Below are 23,153 nucleotides of genomic sequence, written 5' to 3'. Positions count from 1 at the left end.
ACTGCCTGCCCGGCGGTGCGGGCGGCGGCGGTGGGCCGGCGGGCGAGAAGGCGCCGGCCTGGTTCTGGCCGTACGGCGCGCCGACGGGTCCGCGCCCGTTCGCCGCCGGGACGCGCGGCGGCCCGGGCAGGTCGGCCGGGCCCCCCGCCGGATCGGCGAAGCCACCGTAGGAGGCCGGCTGGGAAGGCTGCCGGGAGGTCTGTGGCCGGGATGGGGCGTTGGGGTTCTCCATGGCGAGGCCGGTCGGCCAGGACGGATGCCCTGGCGCGTAAGGAACACCGTGGCCCTCCCGCGCCGGCTCGCGCGGGTCGGCGGGCTGACGGGCGGTGCCGCTGGCGGGGGCCAGGATGTTGGAGAACTCAGCGGCCGGACCCGCGGGCGGGGCGGGAGGTCTGGCGGGCCCTCGCCCGCCGAGCACGAACGGGTCGCGCGCGACGACGCCGAACGGGTCGGCGGACGGCGGGTTCCGGCCGGCGGCCTGCTCGGCCGGGCCGGCTGGCCTCGCGGCGGGACCATCCGCCGGTGCGCCGGGAAGGGCACGGGCCGGGTAGCCCCCCTGCCAGTCCTCGACGCGCCCGTCCGTCGCGAATGGCCCGCCGGGACCCGGCGCCGACCCGCCCCGCGGGGGCGACTGCGGGCCGGGCACGGCACGCGGCGGGGCGGCCGGACGCGGCGGCGGCGGCGCGGCGGCGTGGGTGGACGGATGGTCCGGAGCCCCGACCGACCACCCGTCGGGCATTGGCCTCGGTGGGCCGCCCGGCGAGGCGGACGCGTCGACGGTGAAATCGGTGAGCGGATCGGGCCGTCGCTCTCGCGCGGCCCCGTTCGGGCCGGCCTGCGCGTGGGCCGGAGCCCAGGGGTCGGGGCGCCAACCGTTGGAGCCCGGTGGCGAGACGGGCGGGCGGGCCGGCATCCGGTCGCCCGGATCGAAGTCGATGGGGCCCGGCGCGGGCGGCGGAGCGGCCGCCGAACCGGGCCGCGGGCCGCGGGGGTGCGCGCGCCCGTCTAGGTCGACCTCCGATCGCCAGTCGGCCACCTCGGCGCGACCAAATCCGTTCGGCGCCGCGGGTCCGGGTGAACCGCCGAAGCCGCCCGGAGCACCGAAGCCGCGCGGATCGAAGGCCTGGTCGTTCGGGGCGCCGTACCCGTCGGGAACGCCACGACCGTTGGGAACGCCACGACCGTCAGGCGCGCCACGACCGTCAGGTGCGCCACGACCGTGCGATGAGTCGAATCCGTTCGGGTCTCCGTAGGCACTCGGGTCTCCGTAGGCACTCGGGGCGCCGTAAGCATTCGAGGCGCCGTACCCGCCCGGCCCGCCTGGCCGACCCGGTCCGGCTAGAGCGCCCGGCGCCTGCCTGGAGGCGGCGGGCCCTGGCGGGCGCCGGCCGTCCGGAGCGCCGCCGGGGGCGGCCGAGCCGGGACCAGCCGACGCGCCGTACCTCGGGTTCTCTCCGCCAGGCGGCGGAACCGGTGGGGGCGGTGGGGGTGGGGGGAGCTGGCCGTGCGCGCCCACGCCCGGCAGGCGTCCGACTCCCGGCGTTCTCGGAGGGCCGTCGGCACCGTACGCGCCGCCGAAGTCGGCACCCTGCTCGCCGATGGGCTCGCCGGCGGCGGCGCGGCCCAGGTATCCAGCCGCGAAGGGCAGCGCGGTGGGGTCGAGACGGCCCGTTCCCGCGGGCGCCCTGGCGACGTCCACCCGCGGCTGACCGGCGTACCGCGAGGGCGGATACCCGTCACCGGCATCGATGTCCGCGTCGCTCCTCATGATCCCGCCCGGTCCGCCCCGCCATGGGCGGGGCACTCACGATCCGGCCTGGCGCCCGCTCCGTCCACAGGAAACCCTTCCGTCGGGGGCTGGATCCACCGGTGACTAGAACACCGATGGACTAGCCCATGGCGCGGAAATGGCCAAAGATCACTATAAGCACCCACCCCATAGTCCCATGCCACCCTCTGGCGGGCCTATCCGAGGGGCTTCGCCCGGTCCGGTGGGGACTTTGCCCTGGTGGGTGCCATGCGCCTTCTGACCACTCACCCCACGGTTACCCACGACGGAGGTCGTCACCCGTTCACTCCAGAGCAGTGTGGAACCACGGCGCCGCCCGTGCATGGTCAGCGGCCGGCTCGCGGGCCGCGCGGATCAGCACGGGCCACGCGGGTCAGCACGGATCAGCACAGGTGGCGCGGGGTCAAGCGCGAGCGGCGCGGATCAGCGCGGGCGGCGCGGATCAGATCGCGGCGGGGCCGCCCTCGGCGGGCAGGGGTACGTCCGACCAGTCGCCGGCGTGCGCGAGCGCGTTCGCGGCCGCGAGCACCCGGCGCGCCGGCCAGCCGAGCCGGTCCGCGACCAGCGCCACGTCCTCCCACTCGGGCTGGGCCACGCCGCCAGCGGAACCCCGATCACCACCTCCAAGGTCGCCGACGTGGCCGCCGGCGTTCCGGTCGCCGGCACCGCTGTCGTCGACGTGGGCGCCGGCGAGACCCGGCGAGACCTTGACCCGGATCGCGTGGCCGGCGACCTCGACGACGCGCACGCCGCGGGCCAGCGCATGTTTGCGCACCGCCGTCTCGCGCAGCCCCAGGGTCGAGGTGTGCGCGAAGACGGCCGCCCGCACGCCCGGCGCGGCCACGAGTGGCACCAGCGCGCGCAGCGTGTGCGCCGGGCGGCCCTTCTTCATCAGGATCGGCGTCAGCCAGGCATCCACCGCGCCCGCGGCGAGCAGCGCCGCGAGCACCGACGGCCACACTCGCGGGTCGAGGTCGTCGACGTTGGCCTCCAGCACCAGTTCGTCGGTGGTGACGAGACCACCCAGCTCGCCTCGCCCTCCGGACCCGCCGCGGTCTCGGGTTTCGTCGGCCTGGTCAGCCTGGTCAGCCTGCTCCGCCTCGTCGGCCTGCTCTGCCGGGTCGGGCGGGAGAGCGACGGCGACGGCGACGGCGCCGTCACCGTCATGTGAATGGTCACCGCGCGAGTGACCGCGGTGCGAGTGGTCATGGCGCGAGTGGCCGCCGCCCCGCCAGCCACTACCGCCGAGCGCTTCCTCCAGCGCGTCGCCGAGGACGAGGCGCACGACGTTGGGACGGCCGGGCAGGTCCCGGGTGCCGGCGCCCGCGCCGACGGCGGTCACCCGCAGCGGCGGCAGCTGGCCGTAGCCGGCCACCGACGTGACGACGATCGCGGCGCCGGTCGGCGTGCACAGCTCGACCTGCGCCGGGCCTCCGCTGGCCGGCGCGCCCGCCGCCCGCAGCAGCTCCAGCACGGCGGGCACGGGAACCGGCAACACGCCGTGAGCCGTCCTGGCCCGCCCACCGCCGAGCGCGACCGCGGTGGCCACCAGCTCGTCCAGCCCGAGATAGGCGAGGCCGGCGCTCACGCCCACCACGTCGGCGATGGCGTCCAGCGCGCCGACCTCGTGGAAGTGGACCTCATCCGGCGCGATCCCGTGCACCCGTGCCTCGGCCGCCGCGAGCGCGGCGAAGGTGGCCGCCGCGCGGACCCTGACCGGCTCGGCCAAGGGCGCGCCGGCGAGCAGCCCGCGGACGTCACCCCAGGTGCGGACGGTGTCGTCAGCGGGCACGACGACGTCGACCTTGGTCGCGGCGAGGCCGGCGCGCCGTACCTGGCTCGCCTCGAGCCTGATGGGCAGCCCCAGCGCGTCGACGGCGCCGGCGATGGCGCCGAGCGGCACCCCGGCACCAACCAGGGCGCCCAGCAGCATGTCGCCGCTCGCTCCGCAGGACAGGTCCAGCCAGCCAACCCGTCGCGTCATCGCGGCCCGACCGGCCCCACCGGTTCGGCCGGTTCGGCCGGCCCCACCGGCCTCGGGACGGCCGCGACCGGGGCCCGCGGCCCGCGGCCGTCGCGGCCGTCGTCGACGCCCGCTTCGGTGACGTCGGGTGTGACGGCCGTCGTGCCGCGGGCGCCGGCGGTGGCGCGGGCGACCCGCGCGGCGAACAGGCCGGCGCCGAAGCCGTTGTCGATGTTGCAAACGGCAATCCCGGGCGCACATGCCGTGAGCATCCCGAGCAGCGCCGCGAGCCCGCCGAACGCGGCGCCGTATCCGACGCTGGTGGGCACGGCGACGAGCGGCACTCCGACCAGGCCGCCGATCACGCTGGGCAGGGCGCCTTCCATCCCGGCGACCACCACGAGGCAGTCGGCGCCCGCGAGCACGTCGCGCACCGCGAGCAGCCGGTGCAGCCCGGCCACGCCGACGTCGCACAGCACCTCGACACCCGCGCCGCTGGCCGCGACCGTGAGGGCCGCCTCGTCGGCGACCGGCGTGTCTGAGGTCCCCGCGCAGACGACGACGACCCGGCCGCGGGCCGGCGGGAGCTGGCCGACGGCGACGGTGGCCAGCGGGCGGGCTCGGTCGGTCACCATGGCGTCCGGCCAGTGGGCGAGCAGAGCGTCGACCGTCTCCCTGCCGGCCCTGGTGACCAGGGTGGGCCGGCCGTCACCGCTCGCCGCGCGCAGCGCGGTCACGATGCCGACGGTCTCGGTCGCCGTCTTGCCAGCCGCGTAGACGACCTCCGGGTCCCCGGTGCGCACGCCGCGGTGGGTGTCGACCCGCGCGTACCCGAGGTCCACGAAACCGGCGCCGTCGCCGAGCGGCCCGGCCGCGAGCCGAGCCATCGCCTCGTCCGTGTCGACCCGACCGGCGGCCACCTCGGTCAACAGCGCGCGCAGCTGTTCGGTGTCCATCGGTGCCAGTCTCACCTCCGCCGCCGCTCCGCCGCCGTCTGTTCGGCGCCCGATCGTACGTTCGCCCGCCGGCAGCCGGGGGCCGGCGCGGATGTGGCCGCGGATGTGGCCGACGGCGTCCCTCGTCCCGCGGCTACTCGCTACGGCTGCTCATCCACGCTCCGCAGCCGGGCTCGTTTGTATGACACGAGGATTACAGTTCTGTGGTTTTCCACCGGGAATAGGCAGTATCTGGTTGCGTTGCCTCGATCGGCCGGACAACGTGTTGCGGACCGTTGCCCAGCCCACTTCCACACGACGAGGCCCGGCCAGCCGCCGGTGCACGGGGCAGGGCGCAGGGCGCCCACACTCAGGAGAGGTACCTGTGGCAGAAACGACACCGTTCGCCGACGATCCCGATCCGCGGCCACGCCGCCGCGGCCGCCCACACCTCGGCCGGCTGTTCGGCCGCGGCGTCGGGCCACGCGTGGTCGGCGTCGCGGCCGTGCTGGCAGTCACCCTGGGCGCGGCCGCCTGTGGCGGCTCCGACGACGACTCCGGGCAGCCTGCCGCCAGCGGTACCACCAGCGCCGCCAAGGGGCACCTGACCATCGCCGACGCCGGGTTCACCGAGAGCAAGATCCTGGCCGACATGTACGGCCAGCTGCTCACCAAGGCCGGCTTCGAGGTGGACCGGACCTCGGTGCAGAGCACCGAGATCGCCCAGTCCTCACTGGAGAGCGGCCAGATCGACGTCATGCCGCAGTACGTCGCCACCTACGCCGACCTGCTCAACTCGCTGGTCAACGGCAAGGACGCGGCGTCGGTCTCGTCGTCGGACCTGGACGCGTCGCTGGCGGCGCTGCGCAAGCTCGCCACCGGCAAGGGCCTCACCGCGCTGGACCCGGCGGACGCCGTCGACCAGAACGCGTTCGCCGTCAGCAAGGACTTCGCGTCCAAGAACGGCCTCAAGACGCTGTCCGACCTGGGCGCCAAGGGCCTCGAGGTGAAGATCGCCGCGGGTCCCGAGTGCGCGACCCGGCCGTTCTGCCAGCCGGGCCTCGAGAAGACCTACGGCATCAAGGTCACCGGGATCGTCGAGACCGGCGTCGACACCGCGCAGACGAAGTCCGCGGTCAAGGACAACACCGCCCAGCTCGGGCTGGTCCTGACCACGGACGCCACGGTCGACGACTACGACCTGGTCGTGCTCGACGACGACAAGAAGCTGCAGAACGCTGACAACCTGGTTCCGATCGTCAACACGAAGTCACTCACGCCCGAGATCAGCGCGGCGCTGAACGCGCTGGCGCCCGTGCTGACCACCGCCGACCTCGCCGAGCTGAACAAGAAGGTCGACTCCGACCGGGAGAAGACCTCCGACGTCGCCGAGGAATACCTGAAGAGCAAGAACCTGCTCGCCTAGCAGTCCGAAGCCGGCCCGGTCTCGACCGGGCCGCGGACGCTAGTCGGTAGGAAGATCGGCCCTGGGCGGCGGCACCTGCGGGTGCCGCCGTTCCTGGTCGAGGGGGCGGGTCGTGTCCGGGTCGGGTTCGATCGGCCGCGCGCTCGCGCGCGGCCCCCACCGGCGCCGGCGGGCCGGCAGGGTCACCTCCGCGTCTACGGCTGGCACCGGGCCGCCCGCCGCCGCGGCGGCGGGCGGCCAGTCGTCGCCTTCTCCCCAGCCCGGCCCATCCGTCTGCGACGGGTCCCCGGACCACGAAGACTGGGGCCAGTCCGAGGTCGACGGTGGTCGCGGAGCTGCCTGCGGCCGCGTGCGGCTTCCCCATCTGCGGGTGGGCTTCGGCTGGTCCCTGGGAACCGTGGCGGCCGCTGGCCAGCCAGCGGGCGGCGACTGGTCCCCGGGCGGCGGCATCATCGCCGGAAGAACCTCTCGCCCGGCCGACCAGGTCTCACCGCCCGACCAGGGCTCGCCGGTCGGCCAGTCGCCCGCCGTCTCCGGTGCGTCGGCCTCGGCGCGGCGCGCCGCGCGGATCCGCCGAAGCTCCCGCGCCTGCCCGAACACCGTCGCGCCGGCCGCCGCGGCCGCGAGGACGAAGCCCAGCGGGCCGGGCATCTCTATCAGCCCGACGGCGCCACCGCCGACCCAGCCGAGCTGCAGGACGGTCTCCGAGCGGGCGAACGCCGAGTTGCGCACGTCGTCGGCGGTGTCCCGCTGGATGATCGCGTCCAGGGCGAGCTTGGCCATCGAGGCGGCCAGCATCGCCAACAGCGCGGCGAGCAACGCCGTGAGCTTCGCGTAGGTGACCGCCGCGAGCGCGCAGCTGCCCGTCGTCAGCAGCAGCGCGAGGGTCAGGAGACGTTCGGGGCGACGCCGGCCGAGCCGCCCGCCGATGAGGACGCCCAGACCACTGCCGACAGCCGCCGCCGCGGCCAGCACGCCGAGCCACAGCGAGGTTCCGCCCTCGGCGCGCAGCAGGAAGGCCAGGTAGAAGGTCAGGAATCCCACAATCGTGCGCAGCACCAGGGTCGAGCGCAGCGCCGCCGGTGACCCGCCGAGCACCGCCCGCACGGCGGCGCGCGCCCGGGCCGGCCGGCTCTGGTTCCTCTGCTTCTTCTCCCCGGCGACCAGGGGAGCCCGCGGGCCGGTCGCGGAGGCGACCACGTCCCGCAGCCGGCGCTCTCCCTCGTTCGAGTCGACCCGCTTCGGCAGCTTGAACGCGTACGGCACGCCGGCCAGGTAGAGCACCGCGCAGATCCGCAGCACCCACGGGTAACCGACGTAGGGGATGTGCGCGACGCCGAGGCCGACCGGGGCGGCGATGGTGCCGGCAACGATGTTGACCATCGACATTCGCGAGTTGACCTTGACGAGGGTCAGCTCCGGCGGAGCCACCCGCGGGATGACCGCGCTGCGCGCGACCCCGAACGCCCGCGAGAGCATGAGCAGGCCGAGCGCAAGCGGGTAGACCGCGAGCCCGGTCAGCGAGGCGGCCAGCTGCCAGGCAAGCATGCCGCGGCCAAGGCAGAGCGCGGCGAGGGCCGAGCGCCGCCCGTAGGGAAACCGGTCGAGGACCGGTCCGATCACGGGCGCGAGCAGCACGAACGGCACCATCGTGATCAACAGATAAAGGGCGACTTTGGAGCGCGCCTCACCCGTCGGGACGGAAAAGAACAGCGATCCAGCCAGCACCACGGTGACCAACGCGTCGCCGGCGGCATTGATCACGGACAGGTCGAGCAGGGCCGCGAGCCCTGATCGGTCCGCGCCATCCCGTCTCGTCGACGCGCGCACCCGAGTCAGGCCCGTGCCCATCCCGGCGCGGGCCTTTCCCACCGTTCGGCCGATCCCGCCAGTACCCACCCTGCCGAGTGTGCTCGCGAAACAGCCGCTGGGCCACGACCACGCCGGGCGTACCGGTCACGGTTGGGCGAGAATGTATTCGTGGACGATGTGACAGGCGCTGACGACGCCGTGAGCGCAACCCCGGCGACGCCGGCCGCGGCCTCAGCTACGCCTGTGGCCGCGCAGCCGGATACGTCGATCGCGGCCGGGACGCCAGACCCCGTGACCAGCGAGGAGGCACCGGAAGCGCTCGCCGGCCAGGCCGCCGAGCCGGTTGCCGTTTCGGCCGAGGCCCCGACGAGTAACCCCCCGGTTCCCGATACGCCGGCCGCCGAGACACCGACCGTTGAGACACTCTCCGGGGAGCAGCCCACTGCCGAGACGGTGACGGTGCCGACCGCCGAGGCCTCCGAGGAACCCGAAGCAGTCACGCCACCCGAAGCCGAGCCCGAGACGGTGCCGACCGCCGAGGCCTCCGAGGAACCCGAAGCAGTCACGCCACCCGAGCCCGAGCCGGCTGTCGCCGAGATCCAGGGCGCGGCGGACGAGGACGAGACGGTCGACGAGGGGGGCCGTGGTCGCGCGGGGCGGGCCGTCCGGGCCCCCGACCCGGTCTGTGCGGCCGCGGTCGACGTCGCCCGCGAGGCCGCCGTCGAGGAGGCCGGCGACGCGGACGCGGTCGGCGAGCACCTCAGCGTCGAGGCCGAGGGTGAGCGACTGGTGCTGCACCGGTTCGCCTGCCGCACACCCGCCTACCGGGGCTGGGTGTGGGCCGTCATCACCGCGCGGGCGCCACGGGTTCGCCGGGTGACCGTCGACGACGTGGTGCTGATGCCGGGCGAGGGCGCGCTGCTCGCGCCGCCCTGGGTGCCGTGGTCGCAGCGGCTGCGCCCGGGCGACGTCGGCGTCGGCGATCTGCTGCCGACCGCCGTCGACGACCCCAGGCTCGCGCTGCGCCGTAGCGACGTCGACGAGCTCGTCGACACCGACGACTTCCTGGAGCTCGGCCTCGGCCGGCCGCGGGTGCTGTCGGCGATCGGCCGCGAGGAGGCCAGCGCGCGCTGGTACGCCGGGGAGCCCGGCCCGGACGCGCATGTGGCGAAGGTCGCCCCGGCCACCTGCCTCACCTGCGGCTTCCACGTGCGGCTGGCCGGCGCGCTTGGCCGCCTGTTCGGCGCGTGCGCCAACGAGCTGGCGCCGGACGATGCACGGGTGACCTCCATCGACCACGGCTGCGGCGCCCATTCCGAGGCGCTGGTCGCGCCGTCGGCGCATCCCGAGTCAGTGCCCTTCGACGAGGATCCATCCGATCTGACGCCGACGGACGTCGAGCTGGTCGGCGCGACGGCGGGCGGCGCTGGCGGGGACGCTTCCGGCATCAGCCACGCCGGCCGCCCGGAGCCATACGGTCACGCCTGAACCGGTCTGAACCGCGCGTGGACCGCCTTTGAAGCGCGCGCTCCGCCGGGCGGCCCAACCGGCCCCCCGGTGGGGCATCGACACCGCTCGGCGGAGGCCCCCGGGGCCGCCAGGCCGCCGGCGTCCCCGCCGCCCCCGGCATGCCCGCGGGATGCCCGGGGTCCGCGGCGGTGGCGCACGAGCCGGACGTGCCGATCCGGGTCGAGTCGCCACCGAGCCGGACATGGAGATGCGGGGCACCACGCACCGTCGACGGCGATGCTAAGGTCCGTCAACAAAGTCCTGTTTGCCCGTCTTGGAAACCCCGTGCTGTTACCGCGCCATCCGACACGGTGGCGCTTCCGGTGGGCATGTTGATTCCTTCGATGGCGCACGGAACCGACCCAGGGCCGCCAGGCCGACCCCGGACCCCGAAGGAACGTGACCGGCAGGACCGACCACGCGCCTCAGGCGTGACAATAGTGCGACGCAACGTAACAGCGACACGAAAGCCAGGAACCATGCCTCGGACACGCCGATGAGCCGCACCCTGATCGTCACCGCCGTGCAGGCGGAGGCGGACGCGGTGTGCGCGGGCCTGATGGGTAGCTGGTCGCGTTCCCGCGGACGTTCCGCCGAGGCGCCGAGCGCGCCCGTCTCGCCCGACTGGGACCGGCAGTTGCTGACCACGTCCACCCTCGGCCCCTACGTCGGGCGCCGCCGCGGCCCCGTGACGGTGCTCGCCGCCGGCACTGGCGGGCCGGCGGCCTCGGCCGGCACCGCGGTGGCGCTCGCGGTCGCGCAGGCGGCGGGCGACCCCTTCACCCTCGTGCTGTCCATGGGGGTCGCGGGCGGGTTTCGCGGCTGGGCCGAGATAGGCGACCTCGCGGTGGCGGGGCGGCTGATCGCCGCCGACCTGGGCGCCGAGTCGGGCCTCGACGACCTGCGCGAGCCGCAGGGCCAGATCCACGAGATGGATCGCAGCCTCGGCTTCCACAGCACCGGCGCGCCGCCGCTGCCACGCACCACCAGCTCGTCCGTCGACGGCAAGTTCCTCACCCTGGACGACCTGGGTCTCGGCTCGTCCACGATCGTCCCGGACCCCGAGCTCGTCGAACGGCTGCGCACCGTGCTCGGGCTGACCGGCCGCCGAGTGGCCGCCGGCCCGGTGCTCAGCGTCGCCACCGTCACCGGCACCGAACTTCGCGCGGCGACTCTCACCGCCCGCTTCGACCCGGTCGCGGAGGGCATGGAGGGCTACGCGGTCGGCATCGCCGCCGCGGCCTTCGGGGTGCCCGTCGGCGAGATCCGCGCGATCAGCAACCAGGTGGGCCGGCGCGACCGGGGCAGCTGGAACATGCCGTCCGCGCTCGCGAGCCTGCGCACCGCGGCGGGCGCCCTGGTCGCCCACCCTGACGGCCTGCTCCAGACGCTCTGACATTGGTTCGCTCCGTGCGGGCACGGCGCTCCGGCCCCGTACTCGCTTCGCTCCCACGGGACCTCCGCGCCGTGTCCTCCTCCGCGAACGTGCGCTCCGGCGACCTCGCTGCGGCCCGGCCCACTTCGCTTCGCTCGTGGGTCGGGCCTCCGCGAGGCGCGCCTCCGCGCCAGCTCGGTTGCGACCCGCTTGACCGGCGCTAGTCCAAGATCGGGGCCCGATCTGGAGCAGATCCTTGCGGGAGCCACCCACGAGCGAAGCGAACGTGGCCCTGGGAGCACAGCCGTTCGGGTTGGTGACGATCAACGGCGGGTGACCGTGCGGCGCGGAGGCGCGCCTCCGCGGAGACCCGACCCACGAGCGAAGCGACGTGGCCCTGGGAGCACAGCCGTTTCGGGTTGGTGACGATCAACGGCGGGTGACCGTACGGCGCGGAGGCGCGCCTCCGCGGAGGCCCGACCACGAGCGAAGCGAAGTGGTTGGGCCGCAGCGGAGGTCGCCGCAGCGCACGTGAGCGGAGGAGGACGGCGCGCGGAGGTCCCTTCCGCAGCGAAGCAAGGAAGGGGCCGGAGCGCGCCGCCCGCACGGAGCGAACCAAAATACACAGCATGGCAACCGAGCTGACCCAGCCCAGGCCGACCGCCGCGCCCGGGGGTGTGGCGCCGCTGAGTCTGGCTATCTCGCCGTGCCCGAACGACACCTTCGCGTTCCATGCGCTGGCGCATGGCCTGGTGGCGGGGATGCCGCCGGTGTCGGTGACGTTCGCCGACATCGACGTGCTCAACGCGCGGGCGGCCGAGGGCCTGGACGACCTGGTGAAGGTGTCCTACGCCGCGCTGCCGTGGCTGCTCGACGGCTACCGGCTCCTGCCGTCAGGCGGCGCGCTCGGCCGCGGCTGCGGCCCGCTGGTCCTGATGGCCGCCGGCCGCGCGCCCGGCGGCGGCCCTGACGCCGCCCAGGTGGATGAGCGGGCGACGGGCACGGCCGGCCCGGGAGTCCTGCGCGGCGCCAGGGTGGCCATCCCCGGCACCCGCACCACGGCGTATCTGCTGTTCCGGCTCTGGGCCGCCGGCGTCGACGTGGCCTCGGTCGACGTGCTCCCGTTCGACCAGATCATGCCCGCGGTCCGCGACGGCCGCTACGACGCGGGCCTGGTGATCCACGAGTCCCGGTTCACCTACCCGTCCTACGGGCTGGTGTCGGTGGCCGACCTCGGTGACTGGTGGGAGGGAGCCACCGGCCTGCCGATCCCGCTCGGCGCGATCCTCGCCCGCCGGGATCTGCCCGCCGCCGTCGGCGACCTCGGCGTCGCCGTGCGGACCAGCGTCGCGGCCGCCTTCACCGACCGGGCGGCGTCCGCGGGCTGGGTGCTGGCGCATTCCCAGGAGATGGCGCCCGAGGTCGTCCAGGCGCACATCAACCTCTACGTCAACGACTTCAGCCTCGATCTCGGTGACGAGGGCTACGCCGCCGTCGAGGAGCTCCTCGGACGGGCCGCCGCCGAGGGCCTCGTCCCCCGCCTTCCCACCGCCCTGCGCTGAACCGCCAGCCCTGGACTTCGAACGCCAGCCCTAGACTTCGAGCTCGCTGGCGACGGCGTGGACGACCTTGGCGACGCGCTGGGCGGCGCGGCGGTCGGGGTAGCGGCCGCGTCGCAGGTCCCGCTGGACCTCGTCGAGCATCTTGATCATGTCTTCGACCATGCTGTGCAGCTCGTCGGGGCTGCGCCGGGCGGCCTGTGCCGCCGCCTTCGCCACCGACGGGGGCGCCGCGAGCACCCGGACGGACAGGGCCTGGTCGCCCTTGCGGCCGGCGGCGACGCCGAACTCGACGCGGTCGCCCGCGCGGAGCTTCTCGACACCGGGCGGAAGCGCCGCCTTGTGGACGAACACGTCGCCGCCGTCGTCGCGGCTAAGGAAACCAAATCCCTTGTCGACGTCATACCACTTGACCTTGCCGGTGGGCACGGGCGACCTCGTTCTGTGACACGACGGGATGGAACAGGGCCAAAGAAGGCGCGGCCACCTGTACCCGGCCGCGCCTTCGCCGGCCTTCGCCCCGGGCGACCGGGGCGGCTCGACCAGCCAACGACGGTCATCAGGCTATAGGGCGCGCGCCCGTCAGGCGCAGGAATTCATCCGCGCCAGTCAGCGGTCGACAGCCGACAGCCGAAAGTCAGCGGTCAGGACAGCAGCTCGTTCATGGAGCCGGAGCGGAAGCCACGCGGGTCGACCTCGACGGCGGGGAAGCCCTCCACGACGGCGACCAGGTCCGGCCGGTCGGCGAGGGTCGTCACCAGCCCGGCGTCCACCTCGATGCGCGCCCGGTCACCCAGGTCCCGCACCCGCAGGTCGCTGTAGTCCAGCCCGGCTCCCGCCAGCGCGAGCCGAAGCGCCCCCTCCGCCTGCTCGACGCGGGCGAGCCGGCTGGGGGTCACCTCGATGCCGTAGGCGATCCGGCTGGCGAGGCAGGCGGCGGCCGGCTTGTCGGCGGTGACGAGGCCCAGCCGGCGCGAGGCGGCCCGCACCTGGCGCTTCGTGAGGCCGGCGTCGAGCAGCGGGGTGGCGGCCCCGCGCTCGGCCGCCGCCCGGATGCCGGGACGGAACCCGGCGACGGCGTCGTCGGCGTTGGTCCCGGTGACGACGTGCGCGAGGCCCAGCTCGGCCGCGAACGGCAGGAGAGTCTCGGTGAGCTCCGCCTTGCAGAAGTAGCACCGGTCGGCGCCGTTCGCCCGGTAGCCGGGCCGGGACTGCTCGTCGGTCGCGGGCAGCACGTGGCGCACGCCCAGGTCGCCGGCGAGCGCGCGCGCCCCGGCGAGCTCCGCCGCCGGCAGCGACGGCGAGACGGCTGTCGCCGCGACGACGGCGTCCGGACCGAGCGTGCGCACCGCCCACGCGAGCAGGAAGGCGGAGTCGGCGCCGCCGGAGAAGGCGACGAGCACCGAGCCGAGGTCGGTCAGCCTCGCGGACAGGGCCGCGCCCCGCCGGTCGAGCACGGTGTCGGCCAGCCAGTCGGGAAACGCGGCGAGCGCGCCCAGGACCACGTCGGCGCCCGCGGCGGCGAGGGCCGCCGCGTCGTGCGGCCCGGTGGTCAGCCCGACGGCGAGGGCGCCACCGGCACGGGCCCCGATCATGTCGCCCTCGTGGTCGCCGACGAAGATCTCGACGCCGAGTTCGCGGATCGCGTCACCCTTGGTGCTGGCGTAACGGTTGCCGACGACGACGTCCGGCTCGATGCCGATCGCCGCGAGGCTGGCACGGGCCTGCGGCTCGTTCTTCGCGGTGACCACGACCACCCGGCCACCCTCGCGGCGCACCGCCTCGATGGCCTCCACGGCGCCGGGCATCCGCTCGGACACCGGGATCGCGTGCACCGCGTACAGCTCGCGGTACAGCGCGGCGACCGCCGCGATCTCGCCGGGCGGGAACCAGTTCGCGAGCTCCTCCTCCAGCGGCGGGCCCAGCCGGCTGACGGCCAGCGCGCTGTCGACCGGGACGCCGGTACGCGCCGAGAGCTCCACGTATGTCGCCGCGATGCCGCGGCGCGCGTCCAACAGCGTCAGGTCCAGGTCGAACCCGACAACCAGCGAAGAAGCAGGCGCACCATCTGACACTCCCTGAGCCTAACGACCGCGCTCGCTCGCCGGCCGGCGCCGACCGGATCGGCGTCAGAGCTGGATGGTCACGCCGTCGCCGAGGAGTCCGTCGTGCAGCTCGAGACGTGACGGATGGGCCACCGACGGGATGTCGAACACGAGCGTGCCGCTGACTTCTCCGTCCGGCTTGACCGAGTTCCAGAGGCTCTCCAACGGGAAGTACCAGCGGGAGCTGGAGTAGGCCTCGTGCTTGCCGCCGTTCTGGTCGAACATGAACTGCTGGTTGGCGACCAGGCCACGCGCGGTGTTCCCGGCGTTGTGGACGCTCACCTTGACCAGGCAGTACTGCCCGTCCGGATGCTTCTTGATGATCACACCGATCTCGGTCACGCCGCAGCGCACGTCCTTGATGGTGAACTCCAGCGAACCGTCGCGGTAGACCCGCTCGGTGGGCGTCGGCGTCGCCGGCGTCGCCGACGTCCCGGACGAACCGGAGCCGACGTCGCTGGACGTGCCCGGGTTCAGCGCGATCGCGGCGATCGCCGCCGCTCCCAGGACGAGCAGCAGGACGGTGAGCCAGAGCCCGACGCGGCTGCCGCGGTTGCCCGGCCCGCGACGCCGGGCAGGCGGCGGACCGCCCGGCCCTCCGCCTGGTGGGCCGCCCCCGGGCCAGTGCCGTTCGCCCCCGACGGGGGTCGACGGCCGCCGCGGCGACACGATCCCCCCGGAAGCTCCGGGGTAGGCGGCGGCCTGGCCTCGGTTGGGTGCGGCCTGCCCCTGCCCCGCTTCCCGGGCCCCCGGTGGGCGCTGACCCGCAGGACCGTGACCGGCGGCGCCGTAGCCGGGCGGCGCGACCCTCGTCCTGGGCAGCCCTCCGGCCCGGCCCACGCCGCCCTGGTCCGGTCCTTGCTGGCCTGGGCCGTGCTGGTCGGGGCCGGTCAGCGCCGCCACGACGGGGCCGGCCATCACGTCCGCCCGATCCGCGGCGAGCCCGAGCAGCTCCTCCCCCGGGGCGAGGCCCGCGCCGCCGCTCGGGCCCGTCTCGACCAGGGCGAGCAGCAGGTCGCGAGCGCTGGGCCGGCCGTCGGGGTCCTTCGTGAGCGCCGCGGCGACCAGGCCGTACAGCGGCGGCGCGAGGCCGATCAGGTCGGGCTCGGCCGAGACGGTCCGGTAGGCGAGGTCGATGTCCTGCCCCTCACCGAAGGGGTGCCGGCCGGTACCGGCGTAGGCCATGAGGATGCCCCAGGTGAACACGTCCGCGGCCGGCCCGATCGGCTGCCCGTTGATCTGTTCGGGCGCCATCCAGCCGGCGGAGCCGAACCCCCAGGACGTCGGTTTGGCCTTGCTGTCCGCGGCCACGGCCTGGGCGATGCCGAAGTCGATGACCCGGGGCCCGGACAGCGAGAGCAGCACGTTGCTCGGCTTGAGGTCACGGTGGATCAGCCCGGCCCGGTGGATCGCGGTGAGCGCGGTGGCCACCCCGACCGCGAGACCGGTCAGCGTCGACGACGTGAGCGGGCCACCTCTGGCGATCGCCTGGTCCAGGCGCAGGCCGTCGATGAACTCGGTCACCAGGTATGGCGCGGACGCGTCGGGGTCGGCGTCGAGCACCTCGGCGGTGCAGAACGGGGCGACCCGGCGGGCGGCGGCCACCTCCTGGCGGAAGCGGCGGCGGAACTCCTCGTCCGCGGCCAGGTCGGGCCGGATGACCTTCACGGCGACCAGCCGGCCGGCTGGCCCCCGCCCGAGGTAGACCGTTCCCATCCCGCCGGTTCCGAGCCGGCTGAGCAGGGCGTACGGACCGATCCGGCGGGGGTCGTGCGCGGCGAGCGGCTCGCCTGGCACACCGGAGGCCGGGCGTCGCGCCGCGCCCGCCACGTCCTCCGTCACCCGCGCCCCCGGTCTCCTGGCCCGATGACCCCGGTCACCCTCGCCGTTGTCCCGCCCGCTCTCGCTTCCGTCCCGCCATGCCGCCAGCCAGTGAGCACCGCGCGACCTGGCGCGACCCACCAGCCGCAGTCTGCCCCATCACCCCGGTTCCCCGCCCCCCGCGTTCAGCTAGCCGACACCCCGGGCGACGACCTGTCGGGGTCGTCGGGGGGGAGGAACGAGACACGGCGACCGCAGTCGTCGCAGACGGCGACCGCGGCTCCCGGCTCCTCGTCGGAGGGAACGAGGTGAGCCAGCGGGACGATCCCGGAACACCAGGGGCAGGTCAGCCACGGGCCGTCGGTCTGGCCGTCGTGGACAGAACCGCCAGTTGTCATGCCTCCACGATCGCATGCGGTAGGAGACACTGGGCACATGCCGGAGCTACCGGAGATGGAAGCGCTTGCGTCGGTCCTGAGAGAGCGCGCGGTCGGCAAGGTGGTCGCGCGGGCGGAGCCGGTCGCGATCAACGCGCTGCGCACCGTCTCTCCGGGGCCCGGTGACCTGGTGGACGCGGCATTGGTCGACGCCACCCGGCACGGGAAGTTCCTGGACCTGGTCTTCGCCGCGGCGGGCGGCGAGCGGCTCGACCTGGTCACCCATCTGTCCAGAGCCGGCTGGCTGCGCTGGAAGGACAGCCAGCCGGCCGCGCCGGGACGCGCCGGCCGAGGGGGGCTCGCGTTCCGGCTGGTGTTCACCGACGGGTCCGGCTTCGACCTGACGGAGGCGGGCACCCAGAAACGGCTAGCCGTCTACCTGGTGCGCGACCCGGCCGAGGTGCCAGGCGTCGCGAGGCTCGGGATCGACCCCTTCGACGACGCGTTCACCGTCGAGGCGCTCGCGGGGCTGCTCGCGGCCGCCGGGCGGGCCCAGATAAAGGGGGTGCTCACCGACCAGTCGGTGCTCGCCGGGGTGGGTAACGCATATTCCGACGAGACGCTGTGGGCGGCGAGGCTCTCGCCGTTCGCGCCCGCGAGCGGTCTCGGCGCCGAGCAGGTCGCGGCGCTGCATGCCGCGGTGGTCGGGGTGCTGCGCGCCGCCGTCGACGCGGCCGGCGGCCTGGGCGCCGCGGACCTGAAGGCGGAGAAGAAGGCGAACCTGGCTGTCCACGGCCGCACCGGACAGGCCTGCCCGCGCTGCGGCGACACCGTGCGTCAGGTCGCCTTCGCGGACCGGAGCCTGCAGTACTGCCCCACCTGCCAGACGGGCGGCCGGATCCTCGCTGACCGCCGCCTGTCCCGCCTGCTCAAGTAGCCGCGGGCCGGAGCCACCTCTGGCCATGATCGGAGGCACTTCCCGGTGCCGGCCGGAGGCACTTCCGGGTCCCGGGGCCAGGCCGGCCACCGCGCCGACGGCGGGCCCCAGTCGCCGGATCGCCGTCTCGGAATGCGAGGATGGCGTGGTGGGAGCTGACCAACTGCCGACCGTCACGGTCGCTGACATCCCGCCGAACCATTCCTCCGACCTCGGCGCCGCCGATCCAAGAGGGACCTCGGCCGGATTGTTCCTGCTCGACGTGCGCGAGCCGGAGGAGTGGACGGCCGGTCACATCGACGGAGCGGTCCATATTCCGATGGGGGAGCTCACCGGCCGTCTCGACGAGGTCCCGCGCTCGGCGAGGGTGGTGGCGGTCTGCCGCTCCGGCCACCGCTCGGGCAGGGTCACCGCCTTCCTGGTCGACGGCGGCTGGGACGCCTACAACCTCGAGGGCGGCATGATGGCCTGGGCCTCGGCCGCCCGCCCGATGACGGCCGACACGTCAGTCCCGCCCTTCGTCCTGTAGCGGCGGGCCGGCCCGCCGCGAAGGCGTTCCCGCGAGGGCGTTCCCTGGCGGCGGTTGCCCGCGCTGTCCCGCGTCGGGTGGCCTACCTGAGCTCGGCGATGGTCACGGGCGCGCCGGCCAGCAGGGCGAGCGAGACCGGTGGGTCCTCGAGGCGACTGTTGTGGTCGCTGGGGCGCAGTCCGTCGAGCATCAGGTCGACATAGCGGCGCCAGGTGCCCCCGGTCGGCGCGTCGGTGAGCTCGAGGATCACCCGCAACGCACGTAGCAGCACGATCAGGTCCGCGAGCACCACGTCCGCGCGCAACAGGCCGGCCCGCTGAGCATCGGCGAACATCGTCCCGATCAGCGGCACCACCTCGTCGAACACGGCCGCTCGGGTGCGTCCGGTCCAAAGCCGGCGGGAGACGAATGCCCACCGGCAGGCGTCGTCGCTCAGTCCGGTCACCAGGAACTCGCGCAGCGCCCGCCCGGGCGGCTGTGCCTCGATGGCGACGACCGCGAGCTCACGCACCCGCCCGACCGCGGTCACGAGGGTCTCCTCCACGAGCGCGTCCTTGTTGGGGAACCGGCGGTACAGCGTGCCCATGCCGACGCCGGCGCGCCGGGCTATCTCGTCCACGCCCACGCTCAGGCCCTGCTCGATGAACAGTTCGCGGGCCGCCCGTAGGATGCGCTCCCGGTTCCGCTCCGCGTCGCGACGCAAGGGCCGACCCGGCCCAACCACCTTGACTACCTTGACCACCTGCGAGCCCCCCGGGTGCATGCGGCCACTGTAAGGGCCCCAAGCCAGCGGGATCGGCCCATTCGATCACACACCCGAATTCGTGGGTCGCAACCGGCGCCGGAGGTGCCAAAGTGCAGGATGGGGGGCGGATCGCGCTTCTCGTCGACTACCCGGAAGATTGGGCCGACGAGGCAGACTGCCCACGGACGATCGGGCGGCGGTCGCAGCGGCGGCGGCGGACAGCGGACAAAGGACAGGCGGGCGTAGATGAGCAAGTTGGTGTCGCGACGAATGAGCGTGGCGGCCGCGGCATTGGTGACCAGTGTGGTCGCCGCGATGCTGTTGACCTCGTGCGATGGGGTCCAGCAGGCCGTCGACAGTCTCTCGAGCCCAACACCCACGCCGGCGGCGGGCCCGGCGACGGGCGGCGCGGCCGGGGATGGCTCGGCGCTGGCGGTGCTGGCCACCCTGCAGGTGCAGCCGCTGAGCACCGAGAAGAAGTACGACCGCGACGAGTTCGGCACCGCCTGGAAGGACGTCGACCACAACAGCTGTGACACCCGCAACGACATCCTGCACCGCGACCTGCGTTCGGTCACGGTCGGCAAGAACGACGACTGCATCGTGCTCTCGGGCGAGCTGAGCGACCCGTACACCAACCGGATCATCCGCTTCAACCGGGGCCGGGACTCCTCGGCGGTGCAGATCGATCACGTCGTCGCGCTCGCCGACGCCTGGCGTACCGGCGCGTACGCCTGGACCGACGACGTGCGGGAGGCCTTCGCCAACGACCCGCAGAACCTGCTCGCCGTCGACGGCCCAACGAACATCGACAAGAGCGACCAGGACGCGAGCGAGTGGCTCCCGCCCGCCAAGGGCTACCAGTGCAGCTACGTCGCCCGTCAGGTCGGCCTGAAGGCCCGCTACCACCTTTGGGTCACCCAGGCCGAGGCCGATGCCATGCGCGGCGTCCTGTCCACCTGCCCCTCCCAGCCCGAACTGGGCGAGTAGGGCGGTCCCGCGGCCGGACGCTTCGCGCCCCAGCAGGGACCCCGGCCTCGCGTCGCCAGCGGTGGTCGGGTCGCGATCCCGGACGACCGGGAACCTCGCGTCCCGCCTCGTCGCCAGACAGCCGAGGCCATGAGATGTCCTAGGGCGGCCCGCGGAACGGCGGGCTCGTGGGGACGGCGGGCCCGTGCCACCACGCCGGTGGCGATCCGGACCAAGGAGTCCAGATCGCCACCGGTGACGCCGGCGTAGCGAGCGGGCGCCAGTAGCCGCGACGGACACGGCAACCCCGCCACTTCCGCTCACACCTACCAGTATTTCCCAATCCGGCAGTTTTCAAAAGATTTACCAATGTGCCCCTGCTCGCGAATGGGTACCAAAACTCGGAAAGGTAGCCGGAAAGAATCGCCGGGGAACATATCGACACCCGGCCGCGTCCCGTTCGGATCAGTGGCACCGCGACGACGGGTCCGAGGTTCGGTCACCTCACCCACCCGCCGGAGTTCACCTCATCCACCCCGTCACGGCCTCGAACGCCCTTTCGATCCAGCGCCACCGACGCCGACGAGAAGACGAGACCCAGCCTGCCGCCCACCCAAGCCAGGAACAGATCCACCGCACAACTTCAACCAACCTCGACCACATGCCCCGACCAAGGCCGATACAGCCACGACGAAAGCGTCGTCCAGCCGTCCCCGGTCTCCTCCCCGCCCCCTCCACCAACCCCGATCAGGAGGGACCAGGAGGCGAATCCCCAGCTCGACGCCCCGACTCCCCGCCAGAGCCCGCGTCAGCCAACACAAGAGCCGGGACCGCCCGACAAAAGAAGAGCTCCCGGAATACCGCACCCCCAGCCACCAGTCTCGCCGCGGCACCGGCTATCCGAGGCCCAGCGAAAGAGCCAATCCCATACGGCCCCAAAAAACACCGCAGCAACATCGCTAAAGCGATCCGAAGCCCCACCAACAGCACGCAAAAGCTGGAAACCAACCGAATGGGGGTTCCAGGGGGCGAAGCCCTCCCTGGCGCGGGGACCGGGGCTCGGCCCCGGAGCAACATAACGCGGGAGCCCAGGAGTAAATCCCGAAAGGGATTTACGAACAAGATTGAGCCGATCGCGTGGGCGAGGGGGGAGTTGAACCCCCACGTCCTTTCGGACACACGGACCTGAACCGTGCGCGTCTGCCATTCCGCCACTCGCCCGAGTGGTCTTATCTCGTGACCGGAGCTACCGTACCACGTCCGCGTGGGGCGGTGACGCGGGGCGGCCTCGCCATCGGACATCGGCGGTGCACGGCGGGACTGGTTGCGGGTCAGGCGGTATGGCGGCGCGCGGCTGGTCTCCGGCCGGGCCGGTGGACGGGCGGACGGGCGCGCGATCCGGCCCGGGGTGGACCTATGACATCGGGCTTGACGGGGTATCGGTAAGACGACCTACGCGAAGCACCCGAAGACGGTGGCGGCCAGCGCCCTGTCAGATAGCGTCCCCTGCCAACCAGCGTCCCCCGCCAACCAGCGTCCCCCGCCGCCGACCCCGGCTGGTCCCGCCATACACACTGACTCGTAACCAGTCCCGCCGGGCGCTGCCGGCGCCCGATGACGGGGGCGGCGCGCGTCCTCGTCATACGATCCACAGACCGGGCGAAGGGAGGTCGGGCATGGGCGTGCTGCAACGCTTCGAACGCCGCCTGGGCGGCCTCGTGGAGGGCGCGTTCGCGAAGGTCTTCAAGGGCGGCGTGGAACCGGTCGAGATCGCGGGCGCCCTGGCGCGGGAGACCGACGACCGGCGGGCGATCAGCTCGAACCGGGTGCTGGTGCCGAACCAGTTCGCGGTGGAGCTGGCGAACGGGGACTATGCGCGGCTCGCGCCCTATGCCCGGGCGCTGTGCGACGAGCTGGCGGAGATGGTCCGGGAGCACGCGGCGGAGCAGCGGTACACGTTCGTCGGGCCGGTCAGCGTGAAGCTGTCGGAGGCGCAGGACCTCGACGTCGGTGTGTTCCGGATCCGCAGCAGCGTGGCCTCGGCCGATCCGGGAGTTGTCGCCGGCCCGCGCGGCGCGGCGCCGCGCGCGACGCCAGGCACCCCCCACCTGATGATCACGAGCAAGGACGCGCCACCTGGGGCGGAGCGGGAGTACTCGCTGACAGGCGAGTCGACGCTGATCGGCCGCAGCGTGGAATGCGACATCCGGCTTACGGACACCGGGGTGTCGCGCCAGCATGGCGAGATCCGGCGCATGCCGGACGGCAATTTTCTCTATGTCGATGCCGGTTCGACGAACGGCAGCATCGTGAACGGTCGGCCGGCGACGCAGGTGAAGCTGGTCAACGGGGATCTCATCGAGCTCGGCAACGCGCTGATCACGTTCGTGCGCGAGGACGCGCGGCCCGCTCGGACGTCGACGCCGCCGCCACCGGAGCATTCTCGCCGCCCCGGTGGCCAGGAGCCTTATCGCCCCCGTGAACGGGATCGCGATCGGCGCCCCGAGCCGCCGCCCTACGCGGACCATGTCACCCCCCGCCCCGAGCCCTATGCGGACCGCGTTACCCCCCGCCCCGAGCCCGTCCGGGACATACCGCCGCCACCTGGCCGACCGGACCCGTACGCGGACCGGGAACGTCCCCACCCGCGCGGCGACCAGCCTCGCGACCGTTCCAACCCCCGCGGCGAGCCGTATCGGGACGCGCCGCCGCCGGTACCACCGCCCCCGGCGGCCCGGCCGGAACGGCCAGTGCGGCCAGGGCGGCCAGACTCATTCGTCGACCGCTCCGGTCCGCCCCGAGGCGAGCGCTATCGCGAGGAGGCCGACAGAGTCCCGTCAAACCCACGTAACGAGCCGTATCGGGACGGCGGCGGCCGGGACCCGCGTGACGGACACGATGCCCGAAATGTCCGCTCCCGACAGGGCGTCGACACCGATCTGTACCCTGACGGGGAGGACGAATATGGCCCCGGTCGCCGTGCCGACGGACGCCCCCGTGGACGCTATGGATCCGAACGCTATGGTTCTGACCGGTCCAGCACTGAACGTCCCGGTGCTGAACGTCCAGGTACGGACCGTCCCGGTGCTGAACGTCGAGGTACGCCGCGGGGAGCGAACGGCTTCGACGGTCCTCCGGCCGAACGGGTGGGGCCCGGCCGCGGTGGCCGTGACGACCGTGCTCAGAACGAGATCTACGATGCCGAGACCGAACTACCCGGCCGGACCCCTGCTCGTCCTCGGCCCGACGACCACCGACGTCGGCCGGGCCCACCCCCTCCGAGCGACCGGAGCTGGTAAAGC

Annotated in this window: 16 protein-coding genes, 1 tRNA gene and 1 pseudogene; 8 read left to right on the top strand and 10 right to left on the bottom strand. The window is 73.7% G+C overall.

Annotated elements, in window-relative coordinates; translation table 11 throughout:
- The 3 genes and pseudogenes from FRCN3DRAFT_RS54880 to larB form a co-directional block, all read right to left on the bottom strand.
- A pseudogene (locus tag FRCN3DRAFT_RS54880) lies at nt 1–739 on the bottom strand (hypothetical protein); the annotation flags it as partial.
- Nucleotides 740–2,231: 1,492 nt separating this feature from the next.
- Nucleotides 2,232–3,773 carry a nickel pincer cofactor biosynthesis protein LarC gene (larC, locus tag FRCN3DRAFT_RS43015; RefSeq protein ID WP_007518043.1) on the bottom strand — a complete coding sequence of 514 codons (1,542 nt, stop codon included), beginning with the start codon at nt 3,771–3,773 and terminating at the stop codon, nt 2,232–2,234.
- Nucleotides 3,770–4,708 (bottom strand): nickel pincer cofactor biosynthesis protein LarB, encoded by a 939-nt coding sequence (gene larB, locus FRCN3DRAFT_RS0206770; protein ID WP_007518045.1) that lies wholly within the window; start codon nt 4,706–4,708, stop codon nt 3,770–3,772. Before larB ends, larC begins: the two co-directional genes overlap by 4 nt.
- Nucleotides 4,709–5,072: 364 nt before the next feature.
- Here larB and FRCN3DRAFT_RS0206765 point away from each other — a divergent pair, with 364 nt between their 5' ends.
- Nucleotides 5,073–6,113 carry an ABC transporter substrate-binding protein gene (locus FRCN3DRAFT_RS0206765; protein WP_007518046.1) on the top strand — a complete coding sequence of 347 codons (1,041 nt, stop codon included), beginning with the start codon at nt 5,073–5,075 and terminating at the stop codon, nt 6,111–6,113.
- Nucleotides 6,114–6,152: 39 nt separating this feature from the next.
- On the opposite strand, the gene FRCN3DRAFT_RS0206760 is transcribed toward FRCN3DRAFT_RS0206765, so the two are convergent.
- Nucleotides 6,153–7,964, bottom strand: coding sequence for an MFS transporter (locus FRCN3DRAFT_RS0206760; RefSeq protein WP_007518048.1), 1,812 nt, complete (start codon nt 7,962–7,964; stop codon nt 6,153–6,155).
- Nucleotides 7,965–8,216: 252 nt separating this feature from the next.
- Between FRCN3DRAFT_RS0206760 and FRCN3DRAFT_RS0206755 the strand changes: the two genes are divergently transcribed.
- From FRCN3DRAFT_RS0206755 to FRCN3DRAFT_RS0206745, 3 genes are all read left to right on the top strand, one after another.
- Entirely contained in the window at nt 8,217–9,413 is a 1,197-nt protein-coding gene (locus FRCN3DRAFT_RS0206755; RefSeq protein ID WP_232793948.1) for a DUF3027 domain-containing protein, read from the top strand.
- A 517-nt stretch (nt 9,414–9,930) separates the two neighbouring features.
- Nucleotides 9,931–10,830, top strand: a complete 900-nt coding sequence (gene mqnB / locus FRCN3DRAFT_RS0206750) for a futalosine hydrolase (RefSeq protein WP_007518051.1) — start codon at nt 9,931–9,933, stop codon at nt 10,828–10,830.
- A gap of 608 nt (nt 10,831–11,438) precedes the next feature.
- The gene (locus tag FRCN3DRAFT_RS0206745) at nt 11,439–12,371 is read left to right on the top strand and encodes a 1,4-dihydroxy-6-naphtoate synthase (protein WP_007518052.1); all 933 of its coding nucleotides are present in this window, start codon (nt 11,439–11,441) and stop codon (nt 12,369–12,371) included.
- Between the two features lie 30 nt (nt 12,372–12,401).
- Here FRCN3DRAFT_RS0206745 and FRCN3DRAFT_RS0206740 read toward each other — a convergent pair whose 3' ends face one another.
- The 4 genes from FRCN3DRAFT_RS0206740 to FRCN3DRAFT_RS54875 form a co-directional block, all read right to left on the bottom strand.
- Entirely contained in the window at nt 12,402–12,797 is a 396-nt protein-coding gene (locus tag FRCN3DRAFT_RS0206740) for a cold-shock protein (RefSeq protein ID WP_007518054.1), read from the bottom strand.
- Between the two features lie 215 nt (nt 12,798–13,012).
- On the bottom strand, nt 13,013–14,443 hold the full coding sequence (gene larE, locus FRCN3DRAFT_RS0206735; protein WP_007518056.1) for an ATP-dependent sacrificial sulfur transferase LarE: 1,431 nt from the start codon (nt 14,441–14,443) through the stop codon (nt 13,013–13,015).
- Between the two features lie 54 nt (nt 14,444–14,497).
- Entirely contained in the window at nt 14,498–16,315 is a 1,818-nt protein-coding gene (locus FRCN3DRAFT_RS0206730; protein ID WP_007518058.1) for a serine/threonine-protein kinase, read from the bottom strand.
- A 164-nt stretch (nt 16,316–16,479) separates the two neighbouring features.
- Nucleotides 16,480–16,692 carry a hypothetical protein gene (locus FRCN3DRAFT_RS54875; protein ID WP_027140324.1) on the bottom strand — a complete coding sequence of 71 codons (213 nt, stop codon included), beginning with the start codon at nt 16,690–16,692 and terminating at the stop codon, nt 16,480–16,482.
- A 37-nt stretch (nt 16,693–16,729) separates the two neighbouring features.
- Here FRCN3DRAFT_RS54875 and FRCN3DRAFT_RS0206720 point away from each other — a divergent pair, with 37 nt between their 5' ends.
- Together FRCN3DRAFT_RS0206720 and FRCN3DRAFT_RS0206715 are read left to right on the top strand one after the other, a co-directional pair.
- Nucleotides 16,730–17,608: an Fpg/Nei family DNA glycosylase gene (locus FRCN3DRAFT_RS0206720; protein ID WP_007518059.1), complete on the top strand. Its 879-nt coding sequence runs from the start codon at nt 16,730–16,732 to the stop codon at nt 17,606–17,608.
- Between the two features lie 148 nt (nt 17,609–17,756).
- Entirely contained in the window at nt 17,757–18,137 is a 381-nt protein-coding gene (locus FRCN3DRAFT_RS0206715) for a rhodanese-like domain-containing protein (RefSeq protein WP_007518061.1), read from the top strand.
- An 82-nt stretch (nt 18,138–18,219) separates the two neighbouring features.
- Here the strand turns inward: FRCN3DRAFT_RS0206715 and FRCN3DRAFT_RS0206710 are convergent, their stop codons facing one another.
- Entirely contained in the window at nt 18,220–18,900 is a 681-nt protein-coding gene (locus tag FRCN3DRAFT_RS0206710; RefSeq protein WP_027140323.1) for a TetR/AcrR family transcriptional regulator, read from the bottom strand.
- Between the two features lie 228 nt (nt 18,901–19,128).
- Between FRCN3DRAFT_RS0206710 and FRCN3DRAFT_RS0206705 the strand changes: the two genes are divergently transcribed.
- Nucleotides 19,129–19,872, top strand: coding sequence for an HNH endonuclease family protein (locus FRCN3DRAFT_RS0206705; RefSeq protein WP_007518065.1), 744 nt, complete (start codon nt 19,129–19,131; stop codon nt 19,870–19,872).
- 1,117 nt (nt 19,873–20,989) lie between these two features.
- Here the strand turns inward: FRCN3DRAFT_RS0206705 and FRCN3DRAFT_RS0206700 are convergent.
- A tRNA-Leu gene (locus FRCN3DRAFT_RS0206700) sits at nt 20,990–21,072 on the bottom strand.
- A gap of 455 nt (nt 21,073–21,527) precedes the next feature.
- On the opposite strand from FRCN3DRAFT_RS0206700, the gene FRCN3DRAFT_RS0206695 reads away from it, so the two are divergent.
- The gene (locus tag FRCN3DRAFT_RS0206695; RefSeq protein ID WP_007518067.1) at nt 21,528–23,150 is read left to right on the top strand and encodes an FhaA domain-containing protein; all 1,623 of its coding nucleotides are present in this window, start codon (nt 21,528–21,530) and stop codon (nt 23,148–23,150) included.
- The last annotated feature ends 3 nt before the right edge of the window (nt 23,151–23,153 follow it).

Origin of the sequence: Pseudofrankia saprophytica (assembly GCF_000235425.2) — a bacterium.
In the GTDB taxonomy this organism is placed as follows: Bacteria; Actinomycetota; Actinomycetes; order Frankiales; family Frankiaceae; genus Pseudofrankia; species Pseudofrankia saprophytica.
Note: the sequence above shows the minus strand (reverse complement) of the source record. Positions and strands in the feature narration are given on the sequence as shown.

Coding starts and splice junctions, on each gene's coding strand:
- larC (WP_007518043.1), bottom strand. CDS start 3,773: ATGACGCGACGGGTTGGCTGGCTGGACCTGTCCTGCGGAGCGAGCGGC.
- larB (WP_007518045.1), bottom strand. CDS start 4,708: ATGGACACCGAACAGCTGCGCGCGCTGTTGACCGAGGTGGCCGCCGGT.
- FRCN3DRAFT_RS0206760 (WP_007518048.1), bottom strand. CDS start 7,964: ATGGGCACGGGCCTGACTCGGGTGCGCGCGTCGACGAGACGGGATGGC.
- mqnB (WP_007518051.1), top strand. CDS start 9,931: ATGAGCCGCACCCTGATCGTCACCGCCGTGCAGGCGGAGGCGGACGCG.
- FRCN3DRAFT_RS0206745 (WP_007518052.1), top strand. CDS start 11,439: ATGGCAACCGAGCTGACCCAGCCCAGGCCGACCGCCGCGCCCGGGGGT.
- FRCN3DRAFT_RS54875 (WP_027140324.1), bottom strand. CDS start 16,692: ATGACAACTGGCGGTTCTGTCCACGACGGCCAGACCGACGGCCCGTGG.
- FRCN3DRAFT_RS0206720 (WP_007518059.1), top strand. CDS start 16,730: ATGCCGGAGCTACCGGAGATGGAAGCGCTTGCGTCGGTCCTGAGAGAG.
- FRCN3DRAFT_RS0206710 (WP_027140323.1), bottom strand. CDS start 18,900: ATGCACCCGGGGGGCTCGCAGGTGGTCAAGGTAGTCAAGGTGGTTGGG.
- FRCN3DRAFT_RS0206705 (WP_007518065.1), top strand. CDS start 19,129: ATGAGCAAGTTGGTGTCGCGACGAATGAGCGTGGCGGCCGCGGCATTG.
- FRCN3DRAFT_RS0206695 (WP_007518067.1), top strand. CDS start 21,528: ATGGGCGTGCTGCAACGCTTCGAACGCCGCCTGGGCGGCCTCGTGGAG.